Consider the following 21,630-nt stretch of genomic DNA (forward strand, 5'->3'; position numbering starts at 1 on the left):
AATGGACCATAGCGGTGTGCAGCGCAGCGGCGACAAAGCCAGCAAAAGCTTTTTTTTGCACGCCCAGATTTACAAGGCGGCAACAACATACCAAGCCGATACCCGGTGTGTGATTCACACACATAGCACGCATTGCGTGGCCGAAGCAATCCACCGCTATGGGCAAGCGCAGCTGCCAATACGTGCGGTCATGCTTTCGCGTCTGGGTCCTAATGTCTGGCACGACTCTCCTTCTGCAGCTATGGCGACGTTGGAAGAGACCGCCAAGCTGGTATCGAAAAATCTGTCGTCGGTGTGTGCCCTAACAGAACCTCAACTCTATGAGTTGCGCCAAATATTTGATGTGAAATGGTAAAAAATGCTTCAATTTGCAGCCAATCTATCGATGCTTTACCAGGAGCTTGACTTCCTGGACAGATTCAAAGCGGCAGCGACCGACGGCTTCAAGGCTGTGGAATATTTATTCCCCTACGACTTTAAGGCTGTTGATATTGCGGAGCGGTTGAATGCCCATGGGCTTCAACAAGTACTTTTCAATGCTTCCCCTGGTAATTGGACTGCGGGTGAACGCGGCCTTGCTTGTTTGCTTGGTCGAGAAGGCGAGTTCTGCCAAAGTATTGATCAGGCTTTGGAATATGCGGTGACATTGAACTGCCCGCGCATCCATGTCATGGCTGGCATACAAGCTGAAGGCCATAGCTATGAGACCTTGATGGAGTTGTACGTACAGCGGCTGCGATGGGCCTGCAAGCTTGCAGCTAAAAAGGATGTAGATATATTGATTGAACCCATCAACACGCGCGACATGCCGGGATTCTTCCTACATCGGCAGGACCGAGCCCATGCGGTGGTGGTCGCCGTAGACATGCCAAACTTGAAGGTCCAAATGGACCTCTACCACTGCCAGGTTGCGGAAGGCGATGTCGCGATGAAGATCCGCAAATACGTACCAACCGGACATGTGGGACATATCCAAATTGCCGGATCTCCCGCCCGTCACGAACCAGATATGGGCGAACTCCACTATCCTTATTTGTTCCAAGTGCTGGAAGAGCTGGGCTATGTAGGTTGGATTGGTTGCGAGTACCGTCCCTTGCGCGGCGCCGTACCCGGTGGTACCAGCGCCGGCCTGCAGTGGCTCAAACCCTTGGTCTGATTGAGAGTTGCATTTCTATGACACATCCTGCGTTAGTCCCTGGGTCCGTGGCCGTGATTACCGGTGGTGCAGCCGGCATCGGCTTGGCCGTAGCGAAACGATGGGCCTCTATGGGTTTACGCGTTTGCATTGCGGACCTCGGCTCAGAACGTATTGAAAATGCGGTGAATGAAGTAGCTGCATTCGCTCCGAATGGTTTTGAAAACGTGGTCGGTTTTGAAGCCGACGTGAGCCAGAGGGCAGACTTGCAACAGCTGCAACGATTCGTGCAGCAGCGCTTTGGTGGTGTCAGCGTGTTGATGAACAACGCGGGTATCCAGCCAGGTAGTTCTGTCTTTGATGCGCAGCACACCTGGGAGCGCATTCTGTCCGTAAATCTTGGCGGTGCGGTTCTTGGCTCGCAGCTGTTTGTGCCGGTGATGGTGTCCTCGGGTAGGCCGGGTCTGGTTATCAACACGGGTTCCAAGCAGGGCATCACCACGCCCCCGGAAGATCCCGCTTATAACGTCTCCAAGGCGGGTCTCAAGGTGTTCACTGAAGCCCTGGCTCATGAACTGCGCAACACGGAGGGTTGCCAAGTCACGGCGCATTTACTCATTCCCGGCTTTGTTTTTACGGGGCTGACTGCGCAAGGGCGCACCGAGAAGCCCGCTGGCGCGTGGACACCCGAGCAAACCGCTGATTTCATGGTCGAGCGTCTGAACCAGGGGGACTTCTATATTCTGTGCCCTGACAATGACGCACCACGCTCGCTGGACGAGAGCCGTATCCTTTGGGCCGCTGACGACATCGTGAAAAACCGGCCTGCCCTGTCGCGCTGGCATAAAGATTACACCGAGGCGTTCGCCCAGTTCGTACAAACCAACCAAGCCAAGAAGCCTTGATTCAGTGCCGGTGATATAAGAACATCGGCATGCTTTTAAAGCGCCGGGCAATTTCAAAACCTGCGTGTGCCAAGAGGTGGAGATGCTGCGGCGCTACCTGCCGGGGTGGCAGGTGCGCAGTCTAGGGTGGCTATGCCTTAGGCCGATAGGGCGCTAAAGTGACCTATATGGCCAGGCGCTTTTCGAGGGCGTTCTTGGTGTCTACCAAGGCCTGGGGCAGGTGGTGGGCCAACTGGGTGAACAGTTCGGTGTGCAGCACCAGCTCTTGCCGCCAAGCCGCGGTGTCGATGTGGGTGACCGTGTCGAACTGGGCGGGCGTGAAGTCCAGCCCGGTCCAGTTCAGCTCGCCGTAGGTGGGGCTGATGCCAAAGATGTTTTCCTTGCCCGCGGCTTCGCCTTCCAGGCGGTCGATCATCCACTTCAGCACGCGCATGTTTTCGCCGTAGCCGGGCCAGACGAATTGGCCATCAGCTCCCTTGCGGAACCAGTTAGTGCAGAAAATGGCAGGTGGACGGGTGCCGGAGTGGGCCATCTTGTCACCCATGTCGAGCCAGTGTTGGAAGTAGTCGCTCATGTTGTAGCCCATGAAGGGCAGCATGGCGAACGGGTCGCGGCGCACCACGCCCATCTGGCCTGCAGCGGCGGCGGTGGTTTCACTGCCCATGGTGGCGGCCATGTACACGCCTTCGGTCCAGTTGCGGGCTTCGGTGACCAGGGGCACAGTGGTCGAGCGGCGGCCACCGAAAATGAACGCGTCGATAGGCACACCGGCGGCATCGTCCCAAGCATCGTCCAGCGCCGGGTTGTTGGTGGCGGCCACGGTAAAGCGGGAATTGGGGTGGGCGGCTTTGGCACCGGTGGCTTTGGCAATGGCCGGGGTCCAGTCGTTGCCTTGCCAGTCGATCAGGTGGTCGGGCAGCTTGCCGGTGTCTTTTTCCATGCCTTCCCACCACACATCGCCGTCGTCGGTCAGCGCGACATTGGTGAAGATCACGTCCTTGTCCAGGCTGGCCATGCAGTTCGGGTTGGTGTGGTAGTTAGTGCCGGGGGCTACGCCAAAGTAGCCGGCTTCGGGGTTGATGGCGTACAGGCGGCCATCGGCACCGGGCTTGATCCAGGCAATATCGTCACCGATGGTGGTGACCTTCCAGCCGTGGAAGCCCGCGGGCGGCACCAGCATGGAGAAGTTGGTCTTGCCACAGGCGCTTGGAAAGGCAGCGGCCACGTGATACTTTTTGCCTTGCGGGTTGGTCACGCCCAGGATCAGCATGTGCTCGGCCAGCCAGCCTTCGTCGCGGCCCATGTTGGAGGCGATGCGCAGCGCAAAGCATTTCTTGCCCAGCAGCGCGTTGCCGCCGTAGCCGGAGCCATACGACCAGATTTCGCGGGTCTTGGGGAAGTGCACGATGTACTTGGTCTTGTTGCACGGCCATTTCACATCGGCTTGGCCTGGGGCCAAAGGCGCGCCCACGGTGTGCACGCAAGGCACAAAAGCACCGTCGGTGTCCAGCAACTCCACCACGGCCCTGCCCATGCGGGTCATGGTGAGCATGTTGACGGCCACGTAGGGGCTATCCGACAGCTCGACACCGATGTGGGCGATGGGCGAACCCAGTGGCCCCATGCTGAACGGCACCACGTACATGGTGCGACCGCGCATGCAACCGGCGAACAGCGGGTTCAACGTGGCGCGCATCTCGGCGGGCTCCATCCAGTTGTTGGTGGGGCCGGCATCTTCTTTTTTGTCGGAGCAGATGTAGGTGCGGTCTTCCACGCGGGCCACGTCGCTCGGGTCACTGCAGGCCAGGAAGGAGTTGGGACGCTTGGCCGGGTTGAGCTGCTTGAACGTGCCGGCCGCCACCAGTTGTTGGCACAGCTGGGCGTATTCGTCCTGGCTGCCGTCACACCAGTAGATGGCATCTGGCTGGGTGAGTGCGGCCATATCGGCCACCCAGGCCAGCAGCCGGGTGTTTTTGACATAGGCGGGGGCGGTCTGGGTCAGGCCCTGCAAAGTACGTGCGTTCATCGGGGGAAGCTCCTAAGTTGAAAATCGTTTTTTCAAAAGAGGGCTACGTGCGAGAGACGCGGTGAGCGGCCTTTTCAGAAAACGGCTTTGCAAGCCAAGGGTGCCAGCACGCCGATTCTAGAGATGCGGAGACAAGTTACATAGCGATTACATGCAAATGATATGCAAACGTTGCATTGGTATATGCGTGAAAGTATTGTTGGCGGAGTACGCTGTTACAGACGGAAAGAACAAGAAAATAGGCCACTAACGCACGCAGCTATTGGGCCATAAGCTATCAAAAGCACAGCAGCAGTAAAAAAACTGGGGTGGGAGTAAAAGGCGGGGTCTTCGTTGCGAAGAACCTTTGCGCCAGCCCTGCGCAGGGGCATGGCGCTAGTAAATCAATAGCTGTCAGCCCATGCAGGGCTGGCGCCAGGGGCCGATTAGGCCATGGACACGGCGATAAAAGCCAGCAAGAAAATCAACACACCGCCAACAATGGGCAACACCATGGGAATCAGGGGCACGATACCCTCCACGGCATCGGCCGGGGCGCGTGCGGGGGTGCTGTGGTCATCGGTGGGTTGGGACATAGGGTTTCCTTGCATTTTGGTTCTCGACGATTCTAAGCGGATAGCCACGCCCGCACGGCACAGATACGAGCTATTCGTGTTCTGGGAATATTAGCGGCCCAGGTCTTCCCATGCCCCGGCCGCTGCGTTATGGTGCGGCAACGAACCCCGTTGCGAGGAGCCTGTCTTATGGTGAAGCGTCTGGTTTTTGATTCTGCGAATGCGCAGCTGGTGCCCTCACCCGGCCTGAAAACCGCGCCCGTGCTGGATTTGATGTGCTCGCATTTTGTGCTGACCCTGGTGGCCCGCCAAGGCCCCAAGTTCAATGTGCGGCGCGACCTCAACAGCCTGCTGGCCATGGCCGGCAGGCACCTGGTGTGGCCCCAGCCAGTGCTGCTGCGGCTGCGCGAGTTTCTTACCCGGCGCTGCAAGGACAATGAATTCTGGCGCGGCCACGCCGCCCTGTGCACCACCGAATTTTTGGAACGTCACGGCGTATGGCGCGGCCCCTACGAAGAAGGCACGCTGTTCTTCTACCTGGACGAATACGCCAAAGACCAGCCCAAGGATTTGCTCTCCGCCCTGGCCGTCACCGGCGAATGGCTGACCCACGCGCTCAAAAAACAGTCCACCCTGGTGGAAAAGAACATCGACGCGCTGTCCGGCCTGCTGCAACTGAACAAGGCCGAACGCGCCCTGCTGCTGTACGGCACGCTGGCCCGCTACCAGCGCGATCTGCGCACCATCCTGGTCGAGGTCAAGGTCAACAACGCGCCCGAGGCCTATGCCGCGATTGCAGAAGTCGCCGGGGTCAGCCCGTCCGAGGTGGGCGAGGCCCTGCGTGCGGGTTCGCGGCTGGAGCGCATCGGCCTGGTGGAAAACCTGATCTCCGAGCACAACATAACCGACCTAGCCGACCTGATGAAGGTCAGCGAAAAGCTCCCCCCGGTGCTGATGCGCGAGTACCGCGACCAGAGCGAGTTGATGGCCGTGTTCACCCGCCCGGCCACCAAGAGTGCGCTGGCCTTGGCCGACTTCACCTACGTGCTGGACGACGCGCAGGTGCTGGTGTCCCTGCTGCGTAACGCCGTGGCGCGCAAGGAGCCGGGCGTGAACGTGCTGCTCTACGGCCCGCCCGGCACCGGCAAGACCGAGCTGGCCCGGGTGGTGGCCCAGGCCGCCGGGCTGGACCTGTTCGAGGTGGAGTACGCTGACCGCGACGGCAACTCCCTCAGTGGTCGCGATCGCTACCGCTCGCTGCAGATCGCCCAGGTGTTCCTCAAGGGCAGCGTGCAGGCCGCGCTGCTGTTTGACGAGGTGGAAGACGTGTTTCCGCCTATCAGCACCGAGGCCGCCCAGCTCATGGCCCGCGCCGAGCAGGTGGCCGCACCCGGTACCGCGTCGGTCAGCGGCAAGGCCTGGGTGAACCAGATTCTGGAATCCAACAACGTGCCCACGCTGTGGGTCACCAACCGCATCGAGCAGATCGACCCGGCCTTCCGCCGCCGCTTTGCCTACCACCTGGAGCTGAAATCGCCCCCGCCCGGTGCCCGCGAAGGCCTGGTGCGCAAAACGCTGGAAGGCGTAGCCGTGAGCGATGCCTTTGTGGCCAAGCTCACCGAGCGCAAAGGCCTGACTCCGGCGCAGATCCGCACCGCCGTGCGCTTTGCCGGGCTGGTCACCCCGGCCATGGACACCACGTTTGAAAACCTGATCGACCGCCAGCTCAAAAATGCCGACATGGCCCTGGGCAACAGCGCCAGCGACCACGCTCAGCGCCCCAGCGCCACCACCTACAGCCTGGATATGCTCAACGTGGAAAGCCGCTTTGAAATCCCCCGCATCGTGCAGGCCCTGAAGGCGCGCGGCCACGGCACGCTGTGCTTTTACGGCGCACCGGGCACGGGCAAAACCGCCTTGGCCGAACACATCGCCAAGGCGCTGGACAAACCGTTGATCGTCAAGCAGGCCAGCGACCTGATGAGCAAGTACGTAGGCGAAACCGAGCAAAAAATGGCCGCCATGTTCCGCGAAGCCGAGGCCGAAAAAGCGGTGTTGCTGCTGGACGAGGCTGATAGCTTTCTGCAAGACCGGCGCGGTGCCCAGCGCACCTACGAGGTCACCGAGGTGAACGAAATGCTGCAGGGCATGGAGCGCTACCGTGGCATCTTCGTCTGCACTACCAATTTGCTAGACCGCATCGACCAGGCCGCGCTGCGCCGCTTTACCTTCAAGATCCAGTTCAAGCCCCTGCTGCGTGCCCAGCGCGAAACCATGTTTGTGCGGGAAGCCCTGGATGGTGATGCGGCCCTGCTCACCGACGCGCTGGGCACCCGCCTGTCCAAGCTGGAGCAGCTCTGCCCCGGCGACTTCGCGGCGGTGAAACGCCAATCCGAGATTCTGGACGCTGCCTTGAGCCCCGACGAGTTCATGGAACAGCTAGAGGCCGAGCACCGCATCAAACCCGAGGTACGCGAGGCCAGGGGTATGGGCTTTATCCATTAGCCTTTCACGCCGCCCCGGTGCACACCTCGAGTACCGCCTCTCCATACGCCTCCAGCTTTTTCGCCCCAATCCCGCTCACGCCCTCCAGGTCGCCCAGGCTGCGCGGGTCAATGGCGGCAATCGCCGCCAGGGTCGCGTCGTGGAAGATCACGTAGGCGGGCAGGTTGTGTTCGCGGGCGACTTCGGCGCGCCAGGCTTTCAGGGCGGCGAAGCGGGTTTGGGCGCTGTCGTCCAGCGCCGCCACCACGGCCGATTTGGCCGCGGACTTGGCGCTGGATTTTTCACGCCTGGGTTTGCCCTGCGCCGGGCCGGACACGGATGCCCGCAGCATCAGTGGCACCTCGCCTTTCAGTACGGCGCGCGAGCCTTCGGTGAGGCACAGCGTGTTGTAGGCCGCCGCGTCCACGGCTACCGCGCCGATGGCGATCAGCTGGCGCAGCACGCCACGCAACTGCACCTCGCTGTACTCCGCGCCCAGGCCAAAGGTGCTGAGCGTGCTGTGGTTGAACTGGTTCACCTTGTCGGTGGTTTTGCCACGCAAGATGTCCATGATGTGGCCCGCGCCAAAGCCGATGCCGCTCATCTGTCCGATGCGGTAAACGGTAGACAGCAGCTTGCGCGCCGCCTCGGTGCCATCCCACACTTGGGGTGGCTCCAGGCAGTTGTCGCAGTTGCCGCAGGGGGCCGATTTCTCGCCGAAATAGGCCAGCAGCCGCACCCGGCGGCAGTCGGTCGCTTCGGCCAGACCCAGCAGCGCATCCAACTTACCGCGCATTACCTGCTTGAATTCTTCGCTGGCCGGGCTCTCGTCGATCATGCGGCGCTGGTTCACCACGTCTTGCAGGCCGTAGACCATCCAGGCATCGGCGGCCAGGCCGTCGCGCCCGGCGCGGCCGGTTTCCTGGTAGTAGCCTTCGATGTTTTTCGGCATGTCCAGATGCGCCACAAAGCGCACGTCCGGCTTGTCGATGCCCATGCCGAAGGCGATGGTAGCCACCATCACAATGCCTTCTTCGCGCAAAAAACGGTCCTGGTGCGTCTGGCGCAGCTTGGTGTCCAGCCCGGCGTGGTACGGCAGGGCGTTGATGCCGTGTTCGCACAGCGTCTGCGCCACCTCTTCCACCCGCTTGCGCGACTGGCAATAGACCACTCCTGCGTCCTCGTCGTGCTCGCGCTCGATGAAGCGCAGAAGCTGTTGGGTGGCCTCTTTCTTTTCAACAATGGTATAGCGGATGTTGGGCCGGTCAAAGCTGCTGACGAAATGCTGGGCATCTTCCAGTTGCAGCCGCTCCACGATGTCGGCCCGGGTCAACGCGTCCGCCGTGGCCGTCAGCGCAATGCGCGGCACGCTGGCGTAGCGCTGGTGCAGCACCGTCAGCGCCCGGTATTCGGGCCGGAAGTCGTGGCCCCACTGGCTCACGCAATGCACTTCGTCAATCGCAAACAGGCTGAGCTGGCCGCGCGCCAGCAGTTCGTCCAGCTGGTCCAGAAAGCGCGGCGTGTTGATGCGCTCAGGTGCGGCGTACAGCATGGTGATGTCGCCACGCATCAGGCGGCGCTCCACATCCAGCGCCTCGGCAAAGCTCAGCGTGGAATTCAAAAACGCCGCCGACACCCCCGCCTCGTGTAGCGCCCCCACCTGGTCGTGCATCAGCGCAATCAGCGGTGAGATCACGATGGTGATGCCCTGCCCGTTCATCTGCCGCGCAATTGCCGGAATCTGGTAACACAGCGACTTGCCGCCGCCGGTAGGCATCAGCACCAGCGCATCGCCCCCGGCCACCACATGCTCCACGATGGCTTGTTGCGGACCACGAAACTGCTCGTAGCCAAAGGTTTCACGCAGGATGGCGAGGGGGGACGAGGACAATGCGTTTGCTCTGAAATGTATAGCTGCTTGCGCAGGTGCTATATGCGCTAGAGGCCTATTTAGTATGTAAACCAGCGCGAGGCTGGTGAGAGGGCACTATTGTGCCCGGGCCGGGCGGCGCATTTGCCGACCCCGGGTGGGGCATCGTTTCTTTTGAAGTCTCTCTTTAGCATTTCCACGCATCAAAACGAACCCCCGTTTCTGAAGGAGCCCATGTTGATAAAGGAACTTCCTGATCCCAGTTGGTTGGAACGCGTGCTGCAAGCGATGGAGACCCGACCGTTCGCAACGTTGGCGCTGATTCAGCTGATGATAGCGCTAGGCTTCTGCATATGGGCCTACAGAAGATTCAAGTAACGGCATATCGTGCTCGTTTTGAAATGCTCTGTAATTTATAGCTGCTTGTGCCGGGTAAATATGCGTGGGCACCATATTTAATGGCTGAATCAGCTAGGCCTGAGCGCGGCCTTGCCAAGTCCATGCTTACCCTCTTAAAACACCCCATCTGTTGTCACGGATAAGGCCCGCCAAGCCTCCAACTCCGCCCGCAGCGCCTCAATTTTTGCACCCACGATTTCCACCGCATCATTCCCCGCCGCAAACCGCAGTGGCGGCGTGGGGTGGGCGGCCAGTTGCAGCAGCGCCGCAGCCAGCCGCGCCGGGTCGCCGGGCTGTTGGTGGTTGCGGGCACCAAAACCCTCTGTCACCTGGGCCGACTGCGCAGCGTAGTCGGCGAGGGGCCGGCTGCCGGTGCGCATCGACTGGCCATCCAGAAAGTCGGTGCGAAATGCACCCGGCTGCACGATGGTCACAAAGGTGCCGAAAGCGGCCACTTCCTGCGCCAGGGCTTCGGAAAACCCTTCCACCGCGAACTTGCTGGCGCTGTATAGGGAGGTGCCGGTGCGGCCCCGCATTCCGGCGATGGAAGAGATATTCAGCACCCGGCCTGCGCGCTGCTGGCGCATCACCGGCAGCACCGCCCGCGTCACGTGGAACAGGCCGAACACATTGGTGTCGAACTGCGCTTGCGCGTCCGCCGCCGTGCTTTCTTCAAACAGGCCGAGTTGGCCGTAGCCCGCGTTGTTGAGCAGTACGTCGATGCGGCCAAAGCGGGCCACGGCGGCCTGCACGGCGGCGTGTGCCTGGGCTTCAACGGTCACGTCCAGGTCCAGCGCCAGCAAACGGTCGTGGGTGGTGGTGATGCTGTGGCGGTTACGGGCGGTGGCAACCACGTTGTGGCCTGCGGCCAGGGCGGCTTGCACGGTATGCGCGCCGATGCCGCGTGCTGCGCCGGTGATGAACCAAGTTTGGGGATGGAAAGACATGGCTTGCTCCTGGGTTGCAAAGAGCTTGACTATCCCCGTGTTGGCCCCTGCAGCGGTAGCGTGATACTGCGCGGCTCTTGCATAATCCTCGCATGTTGCTATCCACGCCGACCAAACCCAATCAGGAGCTCTGCGATGTAATTGCACGGCACTGGCAGGGCAACCAAGCCGCCACGGCGCTGCCGCGGGTGCGGCTGGTGCGCTCCGACACACCCACCTTGCCCGTCGCCGTGGTCTACCAGCCGATTCTGTACATCGTGGCCCAGGGGGCCAAACGGGCGCTGTTGGGGGCGTCGGTGGTGGAGTACAGCGCCGGGCAGTGCTTGCTGGTGTCGGTGGACCTGCCGGTCACCGGGGCGGTCATACAGGCGAGCCCGGAGGCACCGTATCTGGCCTTCGCCCTGGCTTTGGACACGGCGGTGCTGGCCGACATGCTGCTGGCCTTGCCCAGCCCGCCCACCGGAGCCCCGTCGCCCGGCCTGGCCGTCAGCCCGGTTACGCCCGATGTGTTGGATGCCGTCCTGCGCCTGTTGCGGCTGCTGGACACCCCGGCCCACATCCCCATGCTGGCCCCGCTGGTGGAGCGCGAAATTCTGTACCGCCTTCTCACCGGCGCGCAGGCCCCCATGCTGCGCCAGATCGCCATGGCCCACAGTCAGTTGGTGCACATTGGCCGCGCCATTGGCTGGATCCGCAGCCACTTTGCCGAGCCGCTGCGCATCGACACGGTGGCGCAGCAGGTGCACATGACGGCCTCTACCTTCCATCGCCATTTCAAGGCCGTCACCGCCATGAGCCCGCTGCAGTACCAAAAGCAGATCCGCCTCCAGGAAGCCCGCCGCCTGCTGCTGGCCGGCCAGGCCGACGCAGCCAGCATCGGCTTTGCCGTGGGCTACGAGAGCCCGTCCCAGTTCAGCCGCGAATATGCCCGTATGTTCGGCCAGTCGCCGCTGCGCGATGCCGTGCGGCTGCGGACGGAGGGGGCCTTGGTGGAGGTGTGATGCCGCGGTGCGTGGATGCGCTTCACGGGGGAATTGCTCTTTAATTTATAGCTGCTTGTGCAGGCTCCATCTGCGTTAAAAGCCTATTTTTTATAAATTCCGCAAGGGCGTTCACTGGGGCCGTCGGCTGGCGGCGAGCGCCTTGCGCAGCTTCACCAGGTAGTAGGCAAAGCCTATGGCCAGCAGCAGGTGGATGACCGTGTTGGGCGCGAACGAGCCGATGGTGGTGAACGCGCCGCTCATGTAGGCCATCGGGTCCATGGGGATCAGCCCCAGCTGCAGTGCAAGGTTGGCGGTGAGTACGGCTTCCATGGTGGGCGAGTCGGCGTGCCCGCGTACCAGAAAAGCCATGAAAGCAACGGTCAGCAGCAGCAGGCCCGTGGTGCGCGCCATGACCAGGGCCGCGGGATTGGGCGCCGCACCTTTCAAGGTGGTCAACAAAAAGGCCGGTGCGATCAAGGTTAGGGCGCCTACAAGGGCGGCTACCACCGCGGCGAGAGTCAAGAATAGTTTGCGTGTCATGGTATGGGTTGGGAGGGTTGAGAAAAGGGTTGCGCGGTCATGCCACGGTGGGGGATCGGAGGGGTGTTCTTTGTGCCAGTGCCCCGGTGTAAATGGCCGGGATGTGCGACGGCTCTTGGGCACCTTTTTGTACCCATACGGCTTCGCAGTCGCCAAAGGCCAGCTTGTCCCGTTCGGTGGCGGATACCAGCTTGTAGAAGTCGAAATGCAGCTGGATGGCATCCGTGTGCAGCACTTTGAGCGCCATCACCACCTCGATGTTGTCAAACGGCATGGCTTCACGCAGGTGGCGGACCTGGCTTTTGCGGAACTGGAACTCCCCGACCATGCCGTGGGCGGTATGGAGTTGCGGTGCCAGCTGTTGAAAGTAGCGGTCGATCAGCCGCTTTTGCCAGTGGTAGTAGTTGGCAAAGTAGATGTTGCCCACCAGGTTGGACTCTGCCGAGGTGGTCGAGAACACCTGCCGGAGCAGCTCGGGTTCGACCTTGGGTGCGTTCGGTGCCTCGTACAGGAGCGTGCCGAGCGCAGGGCTCAACGTCCAGTGGCTGCCGGACGGCTCGGGGCGGTGTAGCTGGCGTGTGTCCTCGGTGAGCGGATTTTCGGGCAGGTTCTCTGCCACAAAAGCCTCCAGGTAGGGCGGGAAGGGCTGGACATCGACCAGGCCGTGGCCCTTGATCTCGACCCAGGTGGTGGCCATGGTGCTCAGGGCGATCAACTGCTCGGACCCGTCGTCTGCAATTTTCAGCCACTCGAAGTGCATGTCGATGGACGACTGGTGTTTGCCATAGGCCCGACTAAGGTACATGCGGCCTTCTAAGACATCCATGCAGTGCGCGTCTCCCAGGATCTGGATTTCTGATTCGTTGGTTACCATGCCCCAGCGCCCGGATGCGAAATCGGGCACTAGCTGGCGGGCGACTTCTAGCACGCTCAGCTCCCTCACCGAGCCCATCCAGTTGGCAAAGATCGGGAAGTCCAGGCTGTGTCGCAGGGTGGTCGTGTCTTTGAAGGTGCTCATGAAGCGGTAGCAGGGCTTGCGCTGGCCGTTGGGGCCTGCATCCATGCGGTGGCGCAGCAGTTGCGCGGGCAGCGCCGCTAGCTGCGACGACACGGCGTGCCGCGCTGCCGGTGCTGTAGTCGCTATCGGCGCATGCACTGCCTTGGGCTGGACCACCGGTGTGACCACCATGGCCACCATTTTGCGAGGCATACGCGTCAGCGCCATCGACAGCGTCAGCACATGCACGTTGCGGTCCCCGTTGCCGCAGACCAGCAGCACCCCGTTGGCGTGGCGGTGCGCCACCTGCATCTCCCGCACCGGGCCGCCCAGCGCCTTGATGGTGCTTTCCATCGCGGACCACAGACGGGTACCGGCTTCGTCCAGGGTGTCGCCCGCGGCCATCAGCTCGGCCACCAGGCCGACGTGGTGCGGCCCCAGCAGGCCCAGCCACTCGGAATGGGGGCGAGGCACCACCGGCTCGATGTCGCAGCCCTGGTCCCCCTCACCAGCCACGCACAGGCAGTGCCTGCGGTCGTGCGACAGCGAGATGTTGGCATTCTCCCGGCCCAGGCCGGTGAGTACCGGCTTGCCGTTGTCCAGCCAGTGGATTTCCAACTGGTTGAGCGCAAAGTTGCGGTTGGCCGGAAAGGCTTTGAGCACCACCTCGCTGAACAGGGGCAGCTCGCTCAGGCGTCGGCGGCTGCGGTCCATCTTGGACAGCTGCGGGTAAAAGATCAGCAAACTGTCGGGAGCGGTGACACGCAGTGCCTGGCATGCCTCGGCCAGTGCCATCTCGAACAGCAGTGTGTCCCGCTGCTGCGGATTCACGTAGTCGGCCGGGGTGGCGGCCAGGGGGGCCTTGGCCATACGCTTGAGCCGGTAGCCAGCCATGCGCTCCAGGGGTTGGCCGGTCTCCGACACTGCCATCACGTCGCACACCAGGTCATCCGCCGTACGTGTTTGGATCCGGTTGCGGGCCGTGACGCGGCTGGGCGTGTGGCCCACCAGCCGGCAGATGTGCAAGCTGTCGATATGCACCGGCAGGAAAATGTCCCGTTCACTGAGTTGCGCGCTTTGCAGCATCGCGTCCCGCAGCGACGGGTCGCCCAGCATCGACAACCGGGAATGCTGCGGCGCGTAGTAGTGGTCCTCTGGCCGCTGCTCGATATCCAGCAGCGCACCGTGTGCGTCCATGGACCATACGGTACGGATGCGGTGGAACAGCGGGCCTTGGAACAGCAAGCCGCCGTACAGCTCTGTCAGCGGGTCAATGTCCACCGCCGCTTCGGGCAGGTCCACCTGGCCCTGCACGTCGAAATCGGGCACCTCTGCCAACACAAAGGTGGCGTTGAAATGGTCCACCCGGAAGCCGGTGTGTTGGGTCCGAATGCCCACCTGAACCCGCACCGGCTCTATAGCACTGTGCTGCGGTGCCACCACTGCGGTGATCTGGATCCAGGCCCCTGCCTCGCTGCCCACCACAATGGGGCGGTGCAGGCCAATATCTTCCAGCCGCAAGGAGGTGAAGGCCTGGATGCCCAGAACCTTGGCTACCGTTTGCGCCATGGCTTCCAGGCCAAACATGGTGGGGAACAAGTACACCCCCCTGGTAGTAGTGGTCGCGCAGGTACAGGTCATCGCTGAGGTTGAGGTGGACCTGGTGCACCAGCTCGACACCCGGCTCATAGCTCAGGGTTTTGCCGATAAAGCGGCCACTGGCGGCGGGTACGGCTTGTACCGGTTGGGCCGACTTCCAAGTGTCCAACCCCCCCAGGCGGCTGGCAATCACTACTTGGTGGGCGGCTCCTGGGCGCAGCACGGCGGCCAGAAAATGCGCTACGCCGTCTGCCGGGGGTATAGCCGAAATGCCCATGGTTCCCAAGTGCTTGGCGCTGCCCAGCTTGGCCCCCATGCCGACGTCGGCCCAGACGCTGTAAGCCAGTGATACGGTATGCGTTTGCGGGTGGCGGGCCTGGAAACCTTGCAGACACAGGTTCAGCGCCTCATTGGAAAACGCGTACCAGGCGTTGCCGGGCATCCCGGTGATGCCGATGATGGACGACAAGCCCACCAGCAGCTTGGGTGGCTGGTGTTCCAGTGCGGCGCACAGATGGATGGCACCCGCCAGTTTGGGCGCTATTTCCTGCAGCGCCGCATCTTCGCTGGACTGCTCGACCCGGCGTGGTTTGTTGACACCGGCGCCATGGATCACCCCGGTCACCGGGCCCAGCGTTTGCCCGATGCTGGAGATCAGCGCCTGGACCGCCGCTGCGTCGGACATGTCACAGGCATAGTAGCGGGCCGATAAACCTGCCGCGCTGTAGCGGGCCAGTGTCCGGACAATCTCATTGTCGACATCGCCCGCGGTGGCAGGGGCTGGGGAGCTGCCCACCAAGGCCATCTGGACACCGGTTGCCTGGGCGAAAGCGAGTGCACACTCTGCCGTGATGCCCTTGGCTCCGCCGGTGACCAGCACCACGTCGCGCCCGCGGTCCCAGGTGAGGGCACTGGAATGGTCGGATGCATCCTGTAGCGGCTGGACCAGCCGCGCCTGTTGCGTGTGCCGTGTGCCGTCGACGGTGTAGTGGCTCAAGGTATAGGGGTCGGGCAGCAGCAGCTCGGCCAGCGACTGCGTGGCCACGAAATCGGCATCGGGCGTGCCTTGGAAATCCAGCACCCGCACCCGCAGCGCTGGGCGCTCCAAATGGATGCTGGCGGCAAAAGCCGTGGTGCATGCGGTCCTCAGGTCTCCTGCCGCCACTGTGCGGCCTGCACCCAGGCCGTTGAATTGCAGATAGCCCAGGCTGCTGCAGGCAGCCTGTCGGGCCGACACCACTGCTGCCGTGCGTATCCGCTTGACGCTGTCTGCCAGCAGGCCCGGAGTGTTCCAGTCGGGGGCGGGCTGGCGCGGCAGCAGCACCACGAAGTGGTGGATGTCGTTGCGGGTCTCGTTCAGCAGACTGTCTACGCTGTAGAGGTGCACCGTTGCCCCATGGGCCTCGTACCAGCGGGCCAGTGCCACGGCATCGGGATGCTGTGCATCGTCACACTGGACCGCCACCACCGTGTCCTGGAGCGACCGTTCCGTGTGCAGGTTGGTGGGGCGGGGGGCTGCCAGCGGGTGCATGTCAAAACTGCGCACCCAGGCGTTGGCGCTGATGTCAAACCCTTGTACCGGAGCCTGTGCAACAGCCGTTGCCACTGCGGGAGTGGGTGCAGCCGCTGGCGTGGCCAGCAGGGATTGAAGCTGCTGCGCCAATGCGCCGATGGAGGTCGGTTGCACATCTGCAGCCGCAATCTGGTGGGCAATATCCAGCGCCTGGATGGCTTCGGCCACCAGTGCGCCGAACTTGATGGAGTCCAGATTCAGGTCGTCGGTGAAGGTCAAGCTGGGTTGCAATGTCTTGGGAGCGAAGCCGGTGTAGCGCGCTACCAGACTGGTCACCACCTCCAGCGCGGAACCAGCGCCGGGGGCACCCGCAGGCAGTGCTTGGCTTGTGACCACGGGCCGGGTGGGCATGGCGTTGACCACCCGATCGGCCAGCAGCGCCAGCGTCAGGTCGGACGTGGCGGTGTTGTCGAAATCACCGGCCACGCCGCCCAAGGCGTAGGCTTCGGCGATGAGTGCGCTGGCTTTGATGGAGTCCAGGTTGAGGTCGTCCAGCAAGGTCATTTCCAGGCCGATCTGGTCCAGCGCAAAACCGGTGGCGGTGGCGGCCAATTGGAGCACGCCCGCATGGATGGTCTGCGCAGAAGCTTGCGGGGGCACTGCCATGGCCGACACGGGTGCATCCGGCGTTGGTGCTGTTGCGGCACGCTGCGGTACGGCCGGGGCTGCTGGCCGGCTGCCGCGCAGGTCCGCTCGGATGACGTCGGCGATAAAGCCACTGCGGTGGGCAAAGTACTGCGCCATGTCGACGCCCTCCACCTGCAGCGGAACAGGGAGCTGGCTGCTGGAATGGAAGCCCGGGAGTGGGGTTACCACGGCACGCTCGAAGGGCCGTTCGCAGGGGTTGACGATGAACGACAGATTTTTGGCAGCCACAAATGGCTTGATGATCCGGCGCTCGTACAGTGCCGACCACACCACCGACTGGCCGTGGGTATGGGCCAGCGCCACCACCCAGTTCAGGTCCTGGGACGACTCGGCGGTGCGTTCGACCGGAACGGCCAGCAAGCGCTGTGGGGAGACGGTGCGCGACACCATGTTCGACAGCACATTGCCAGGGCCGACTTCCAGGACCAGCCCGCAGAAATCACCCAGGCGGTGTGCTGCTGCCACAAAGTCGACAGGCCGCGTAATCTGGTGGGAAAAATGCGTGGGCAGATGGACTGTGGCATCCACCACGGTGCCGTCACAAGAGGAAATCAGTGTTTTTTCGATCGCTACGGGATGTTGCGGTATACGGGTCTGTGCCAGCAAGGCGGCGGCGGCAGATGCCACCAGCGGTGAGTGAAAGGCATTGCTGACGGGCAGGCGGTGGGCCGTGATGTGTTCGCGCGCGGCCAGGGCCTGCAGCGCATCCACGGCCTGGGGTTCGCCCGACACCACGGTTTGGGCCGGGCTGTTGATGTTGGCAATCACCAGCACGCCGACCTGGCCCACCTGCAGCAGCAGCTGCTCCGCACGGCTGCGGTCGCATGCCAGGCTGACCATGGTGCCGGCCGACTGCGGGTCGCTGGCGGCCATCAGTTGCCCGCGCAGGGTGGCGAGTTGGACCACAGTTTTTTCGTCAAACGCACCGGCGGCAAAAAAGGCCGTGAGTTCGCCCAGGCTGTGGCCCAGCACGGCATCGGCGCGCAGGCCCAGATGGCCCATGTATTTGAGCCACAGCAGCGAGCACAGCACGATGGCCGGTTGCGCCAGCTGGGTTTGCTGCAGCTGGTCGGCGGCGGGGGCCAGTTCGCCGGGGGTGACGTGGCGGTCCAGGTTGGGGTAGAGGCTGTTTGCCAGGCCGGGAGTTCCTGCTTCGGCGGCCCACATGTCCGCCTGGGCGACCAGTTCCGCGGCCCAGTCATAGCGTTCGACCAGGGTGCGCGCCATGCCCAGCCGCTGTGAGCCTTGGCCGGGAAACATAAAGCCCATCGCCACGGGCTAGGCGGGGTGGCACACCACAATCTTCTGGTCTGCGTCCATGCGCATGTCGCCGACCGACAAGGGCTGCTCCACCAGCGCCAGCAGCAGGCGGGCCTTCTTGACCAGATCGTCCGGCGAAGCGGCCACCAGTGCGGCACGCAGGCATCCCGTGGGGCGAATTTTTTGGTTCCAGGCGCTGGCCATGTCCGCCAGCTCGGCCAGACTGGCATCTGCTGCGTCGGCTTTCAGGCGGTGCACCGATGCCCGCAAGGCCTCCACGCTGTCTTCTGCAAAACAATAGACTTCGTCGGCCTGGCGCGACACCATGGCCGCCCGCGTGCCCACCGAGGGTGCCAGACCTGGCAGCACGTCCGGACCGGATTGGAGTGTGACATGCAGGTTGATGCCGCCGAACCCCATCGCGGACACACCGGCCCGCAGGGTGGCAGATGCATCCCTGGCCTGCCCTCGCAGCACGGGGTACAGGCGGTCTGCGTCGGTGGTAAACACATCGTGGGGTAATTCGCACCCGGCGGTGGGTGGCACCACGCGCTGGTTAACGGCAATGACGGCCTTGATGAACGTGCCCACACCGGCGGCTGCTTTGGTGTGCCCCACGATGGACTTCAAAGACGTGACCCCGCAACTGCGTTTGCCTGCACTACCGCTATGCAGCGCGCGGGCAATGCCCAGCAATTCGGTTTTGTCGCCCACGGCGGTGCCGGTGCCATGGCCTTCAATGAAGTCCAGGGATGCGGTGTCGATACCGGCCTTGTCGTAGGCCCGCTGCAGGGCCATGCTCTGGCCATGTACGCTGGGCGCGGTGATGCCGCCTTTGCCATCGGTGGACATTCCCCATCCATCCACCACGGCGTAGATTTTGTCGCCGTCGCGGATGGCATCCGCCAGGCGTTTCATGGCCACAAAACCGCAACCTTCACCAGGGATGAAGCCGTTGCCGCGCTTGTCATAGACCGACATTTCGTTCGGGGTCAGTGCGCCGGTTTTGGCAAAGCCCACCAGTTCGAACGGATCGAGGCTGATGTCCACCCCGCTCGCAATGGCGAAGTCGCACTGGCCATTGGCCAGGTTGGATGCTGCGGTGTGTATCGCGATCAAGGACGACGCGCAGGCACCATCCACCACAAAGCCGCCACCGTTGAGGTTGAGAAAATTGCAGATGCGGCCCGGGATGGTGTTGGCCAGGCCTCCGGCCAGCGTGTCTTCATTGATCGGTGCAAACACGGCCTTGAAGTTGCGCTCCATGACGGATGCCAGTGCCTCCACCGTGTCGGGGGGAATTCCCATGTCGGCGGCGCTGAGGGCGAGCATCTTTTTGACAAACGGCCAACGGGATCGCAGGGTGTTGGCCCGTGTGAACTCTCCCGTAAGGGTGTTGCCGACCACCACCTGCGTGGTTTCTCGCGGCAGGTCAGCCGCGGTGTATCCCGCGTCTTTCAGCATCTGCAACACCACGTCCAGCGCCAACCAGTGCGCCAGATCGGTGGACTCATAGGTCTGCTTGGGGATGCGCTTTTCCGCCCAGTCGAATGCATAGCCGTCGATGACGGCGGCGCGGGTTCCATAGGTCTTGTCGGGTGTTGCGCGGTCGTGGCTTTGGTACTCTGCATTTGGCAGGCGCACATCCGGCATGCGGCGAAATTGCCTGCGTCTGCCGAGAATGTTCTCCCATAGTTCGGCGGCAGTTTTGGCACCGGGGTAGCGGCAGCCAATGCCGATCACTGCAATCGAGGAAGAGGCCGGGTCGGCCCATGGCGGGGAAGTCGGATTCATTTCATTTCCTTACGAGCTTATTGAATGCAGGGGACAGATGGCGATTGCAGAGCGATGCAACCGCCTTGGCGGTGTCTTTGCGTGCGCCGTTTCCAGGTCAGGGCGATGGCAGGTGGGCGCCATACCAGCTGGTGGATACCGCTGGCCAGCGCTTGACGCTGGCGACCTGTTCCGGGGGCAAGACGATGGTGTTTTTCTCGGCCTCCGTCCAACGCGAGCCCTGCGCCTGGTGGCACAGTTGGCAGGCCGCCGTGCTGCCGCCCCACTGACGCGGTTTCAGCATCAGGTGCACCGGGTCATCGCTGGGGTCGGTATTGGCATAGCGCGCGGCAAGGGCGGGGGCGTTGGTTTCGCGGTATTCCCACGCTGCTTGCCCCAGAGTCCACTGCGGGTAGGCCGCCATGGGTGGAAATTGGTCTGGAACATGCCGGATGGACAGGTATTTGTAGGCGGACTCGACATCGCCCGCTTTGAGCAAGAAGTCCACGTATCCCAGCACAAAGCCTTCGAAGTTGTGCGAAAAGCGGGGCAGGTTGGAGCAGGTGCGTACCGGAACCTCTGCGCAGTGGGTGAAGGAGTCCTGCCACGCGGCTAAGCCCTCGGCAAAGTGGTTCTTCTCTTCAAAGAACGACAAGCCAATCGTGAACGCATGGAAGGCCCGCTGGATTAGGCGCCATTCGCGGTGCTCGTTGTCAATCGCAGCGATGGCCGTTTGGTCACCATGTACGGTGGCCAGCCAGCGGCGGTGCAGAGCCGAGAACCCCCCCTAGGATGGTGGCCATGCGGAATCTCGGCGTGGCCTTCGGGTTCTGCGTCCAGGCCACTTCCAATTGCTGGGCCAAGTCCATGACCCGGATCGAGAAATAGCTGCCCAGGACGAAGTTATGCAAGACAGTGGGATCGTTGTGCTCACCCTCGCCGCCAATCCACAGGTTGCTGGCTGTCAATGTAAATGCGGTGTACACATTTTTGGGCTCCATCGCGTAGTCGTCGAGCAACTGGGCCAAGGCTAGGTAGCGGTCGCCCTCACGTTCGTTGAAGGCCCGATTGAAAACCTGGTGCGCCGGATGGTTTTCTTCTGCTGTGATGGTCGACTGGCGTGCCATGACCTGGTCCAGCCGGAGCTGGAGCAGCGTCAACGCGCGTTGCTGCCAAGCCGGGTTGGACCCCAGGTCCCTGGCTCGGCTCAAAAAATACTGGGCCAAGATGGTGTGTTTGAGCCGATCTCCGGATTGCTTGGGTGCGCTGTTCGCCAACAGTGAGCGGGGCAAACTGAGCAGCCCCAAAAAGTTCGCCAACGTGGCATCTTTGGGATGGTTCAGATAGGCCTTCAAAAGCAGACGCTCTGCTGAGGATACCGGGGCCTGTGTGGTGTGGGGCAGAGGTGTTTCGTTGTTTCTGGTGTCTGCGGGCGATGTCACGGCTACCGCAGCTGCCTTGGCCGTCGCAGACTCTGGCGGCGCGTTTAAAAACTCAGCGACATCGGTATGCGACTCCATCGCTGCCACTTCCGATGGGGTGAGGTTTTCGGCACCCTCAAACGCAAATTTGAGTGTCCCCACGTTGACGGAAGATGCAGGCGTAGCCGTTGTTTCGGTATCTGCGCCCCCGCACGCCTGCAGCACGACCAGCACAGGCAACACAGTGGCGCGTAACAGGTAGCTTATTTTTCCCATTTTTTCCCTTAACAAATTATAACTATTGCATACAGTTTATGGGATGGTAAATAAATTACAATTACCTGTACACGTAATTCCAAGAATTTAAAGATCTTCGTTTTTTATTAAAAGTTACAAATTTTTAGATAAAAAAATGCAAATTTAATGATAAATAAATGCTTTTAACAAAAATTTAGAGATATCTTTTTGTCGAAAAATTGAATGTAGAAGATGAAAAATTAAATCCCAGCTGTATGC

At 62.1% G+C, this 21,630-nt stretch carries 15 protein-coding genes; 5 read left to right on the top strand and 10 right to left on the bottom strand.

All coding sequences use genetic code 11. The features are described from left to right. From Q0T48_RS05240 to Q0T48_RS05250, 3 genes are all read left to right on the top strand, one after another. The coding region (locus Q0T48_RS05240) for a class II aldolase/adducin family protein (RefSeq protein WP_295953410.1) at positions 1-355 on the top strand (355 nt) is incomplete at its 5' end. 3 nt (positions 356-358) lie between these two features. Then, a complete protein-coding gene (gene otnI / locus Q0T48_RS05245) occupies positions 359-1,156 on the top strand; it encodes a 2-oxo-tetronate isomerase (protein ID WP_295953412.1) in 798 nt (265 codons plus the stop codon). 47 nt (positions 1,157-1,203) lie between these two features. Continuing rightward, positions 1,204-2,040: an SDR family oxidoreductase gene (locus tag Q0T48_RS05250; protein WP_295953414.1), complete on the top strand. Its 837-nt coding sequence runs from the start codon at positions 1,204-1,206 to the stop codon at positions 2,038-2,040. Positions 2,041-2,203: 163 nt separating this feature from the next. On the opposite strand, the gene Q0T48_RS05255 is transcribed toward Q0T48_RS05250, so the two are convergent. Further along, entirely contained in the window at positions 2,204-4,066 is a 1,863-nt protein-coding gene (locus Q0T48_RS05255; RefSeq protein WP_295953417.1) for a phosphoenolpyruvate carboxykinase (GTP), read from the bottom strand. Between the two features lie 425 nt (positions 4,067-4,491). Further along, positions 4,492-4,641 carry a hypothetical protein gene (locus Q0T48_RS05260; protein ID WP_295953419.1) on the bottom strand — a complete coding sequence of 50 codons (150 nt, stop codon included), beginning with the start codon at positions 4,639-4,641 and terminating at the stop codon, positions 4,492-4,494. Between the two features lie 168 nt (positions 4,642-4,809). Here Q0T48_RS05260 and Q0T48_RS05265 point away from each other — a divergent pair, with 168 nt between their 5' ends. Continuing rightward, the gene (locus Q0T48_RS05265) at positions 4,810-7,125 is read left to right on the top strand and encodes an AAA family ATPase (RefSeq protein WP_295953422.1); all 2,316 of its coding nucleotides are present in this window, start codon (positions 4,810-4,812) and stop codon (positions 7,123-7,125) included. Positions 7,126-7,129: 4 nt separating this feature from the next. Here Q0T48_RS05265 and recQ read toward each other — a convergent pair whose 3' ends face one another. Beyond that, the gene (gene recQ, locus Q0T48_RS05270) at positions 7,130-8,995 is read right to left on the bottom strand and encodes a DNA helicase RecQ (RefSeq protein WP_295953424.1); all 1,866 of its coding nucleotides are present in this window, start codon (positions 8,993-8,995) and stop codon (positions 7,130-7,132) included. 491 nt (positions 8,996-9,486) lie between these two features. Beyond that, positions 9,487-10,320, bottom strand: a complete 834-nt coding sequence (locus tag Q0T48_RS05275) for an oxidoreductase (protein ID WP_295953427.1) — start codon at positions 10,318-10,320, stop codon at positions 9,487-9,489. 92 nt (positions 10,321-10,412) lie between these two features. Between Q0T48_RS05275 and Q0T48_RS05280 the strand changes: the two genes are divergently transcribed. Next, the gene (locus Q0T48_RS05280; RefSeq protein ID WP_295953429.1) at positions 10,413-11,321 is read left to right on the top strand and encodes an AraC family transcriptional regulator; all 909 of its coding nucleotides are present in this window, start codon (positions 10,413-10,415) and stop codon (positions 11,319-11,321) included. Positions 11,322-11,432: 111 nt separating this feature from the next. On the opposite strand, the gene Q0T48_RS05285 is transcribed toward Q0T48_RS05280, so the two are convergent. The 6 genes from Q0T48_RS05285 to Q0T48_RS05310 all read right to left on the bottom strand — a co-directional run bounded on the left by Q0T48_RS05285 (position 11,433) and on the right by Q0T48_RS05310 (position 21,390). Further along, entirely contained in the window at positions 11,433-11,780 is a 348-nt protein-coding gene (locus tag Q0T48_RS05285) for a hypothetical protein (RefSeq protein WP_295953432.1), read from the bottom strand. 100 nt (positions 11,781-11,880) lie between these two features. Next, the gene (locus tag Q0T48_RS05290) at positions 11,881-14,205 is read right to left on the bottom strand and encodes a polyketide synthase dehydratase domain-containing protein (RefSeq protein WP_366887936.1); all 2,325 of its coding nucleotides are present in this window, start codon (positions 14,203-14,205) and stop codon (positions 11,881-11,883) included. Next, entirely contained in the window at positions 14,111-17,920 is a 3,810-nt protein-coding gene (locus Q0T48_RS05295; RefSeq protein WP_366887935.1) for an SDR family NAD(P)-dependent oxidoreductase, read from the bottom strand. The genes Q0T48_RS05290 and Q0T48_RS05295 overlap by 95 nt, the downstream gene beginning before the upstream one ends. Before the next feature lie 18 nt (positions 17,921-17,938). Next, positions 17,939-19,714, bottom strand: a complete 1,776-nt coding sequence (locus Q0T48_RS05300; protein ID WP_295953436.1) for a polyketide synthase — start codon at positions 19,712-19,714, stop codon at positions 17,939-17,941. A 97-nt stretch (positions 19,715-19,811) separates the two neighbouring features. Next, positions 19,812-20,348 (bottom strand): hypothetical protein, encoded by a 537-nt coding sequence (locus tag Q0T48_RS05305; RefSeq protein ID WP_295953439.1) that lies wholly within the window; start codon positions 20,346-20,348, stop codon positions 19,812-19,814. Between the two features lie 82 nt (positions 20,349-20,430). Then, positions 20,431-21,390 carry a hypothetical protein gene (locus Q0T48_RS05310; protein WP_295953442.1) on the bottom strand — a complete coding sequence of 320 codons (960 nt, stop codon included), beginning with the start codon at positions 21,388-21,390 and terminating at the stop codon, positions 20,431-20,433. Between the last annotated feature and the right edge of the window lie 240 nt (positions 21,391-21,630).

It is taken from the genome of Rhodoferax sp. (assembly GCF_025354435.1).
GTDB lineage: Bacteria > Pseudomonadota > Gammaproteobacteria > Burkholderiales > Burkholderiaceae_C > Rhodoferax_B.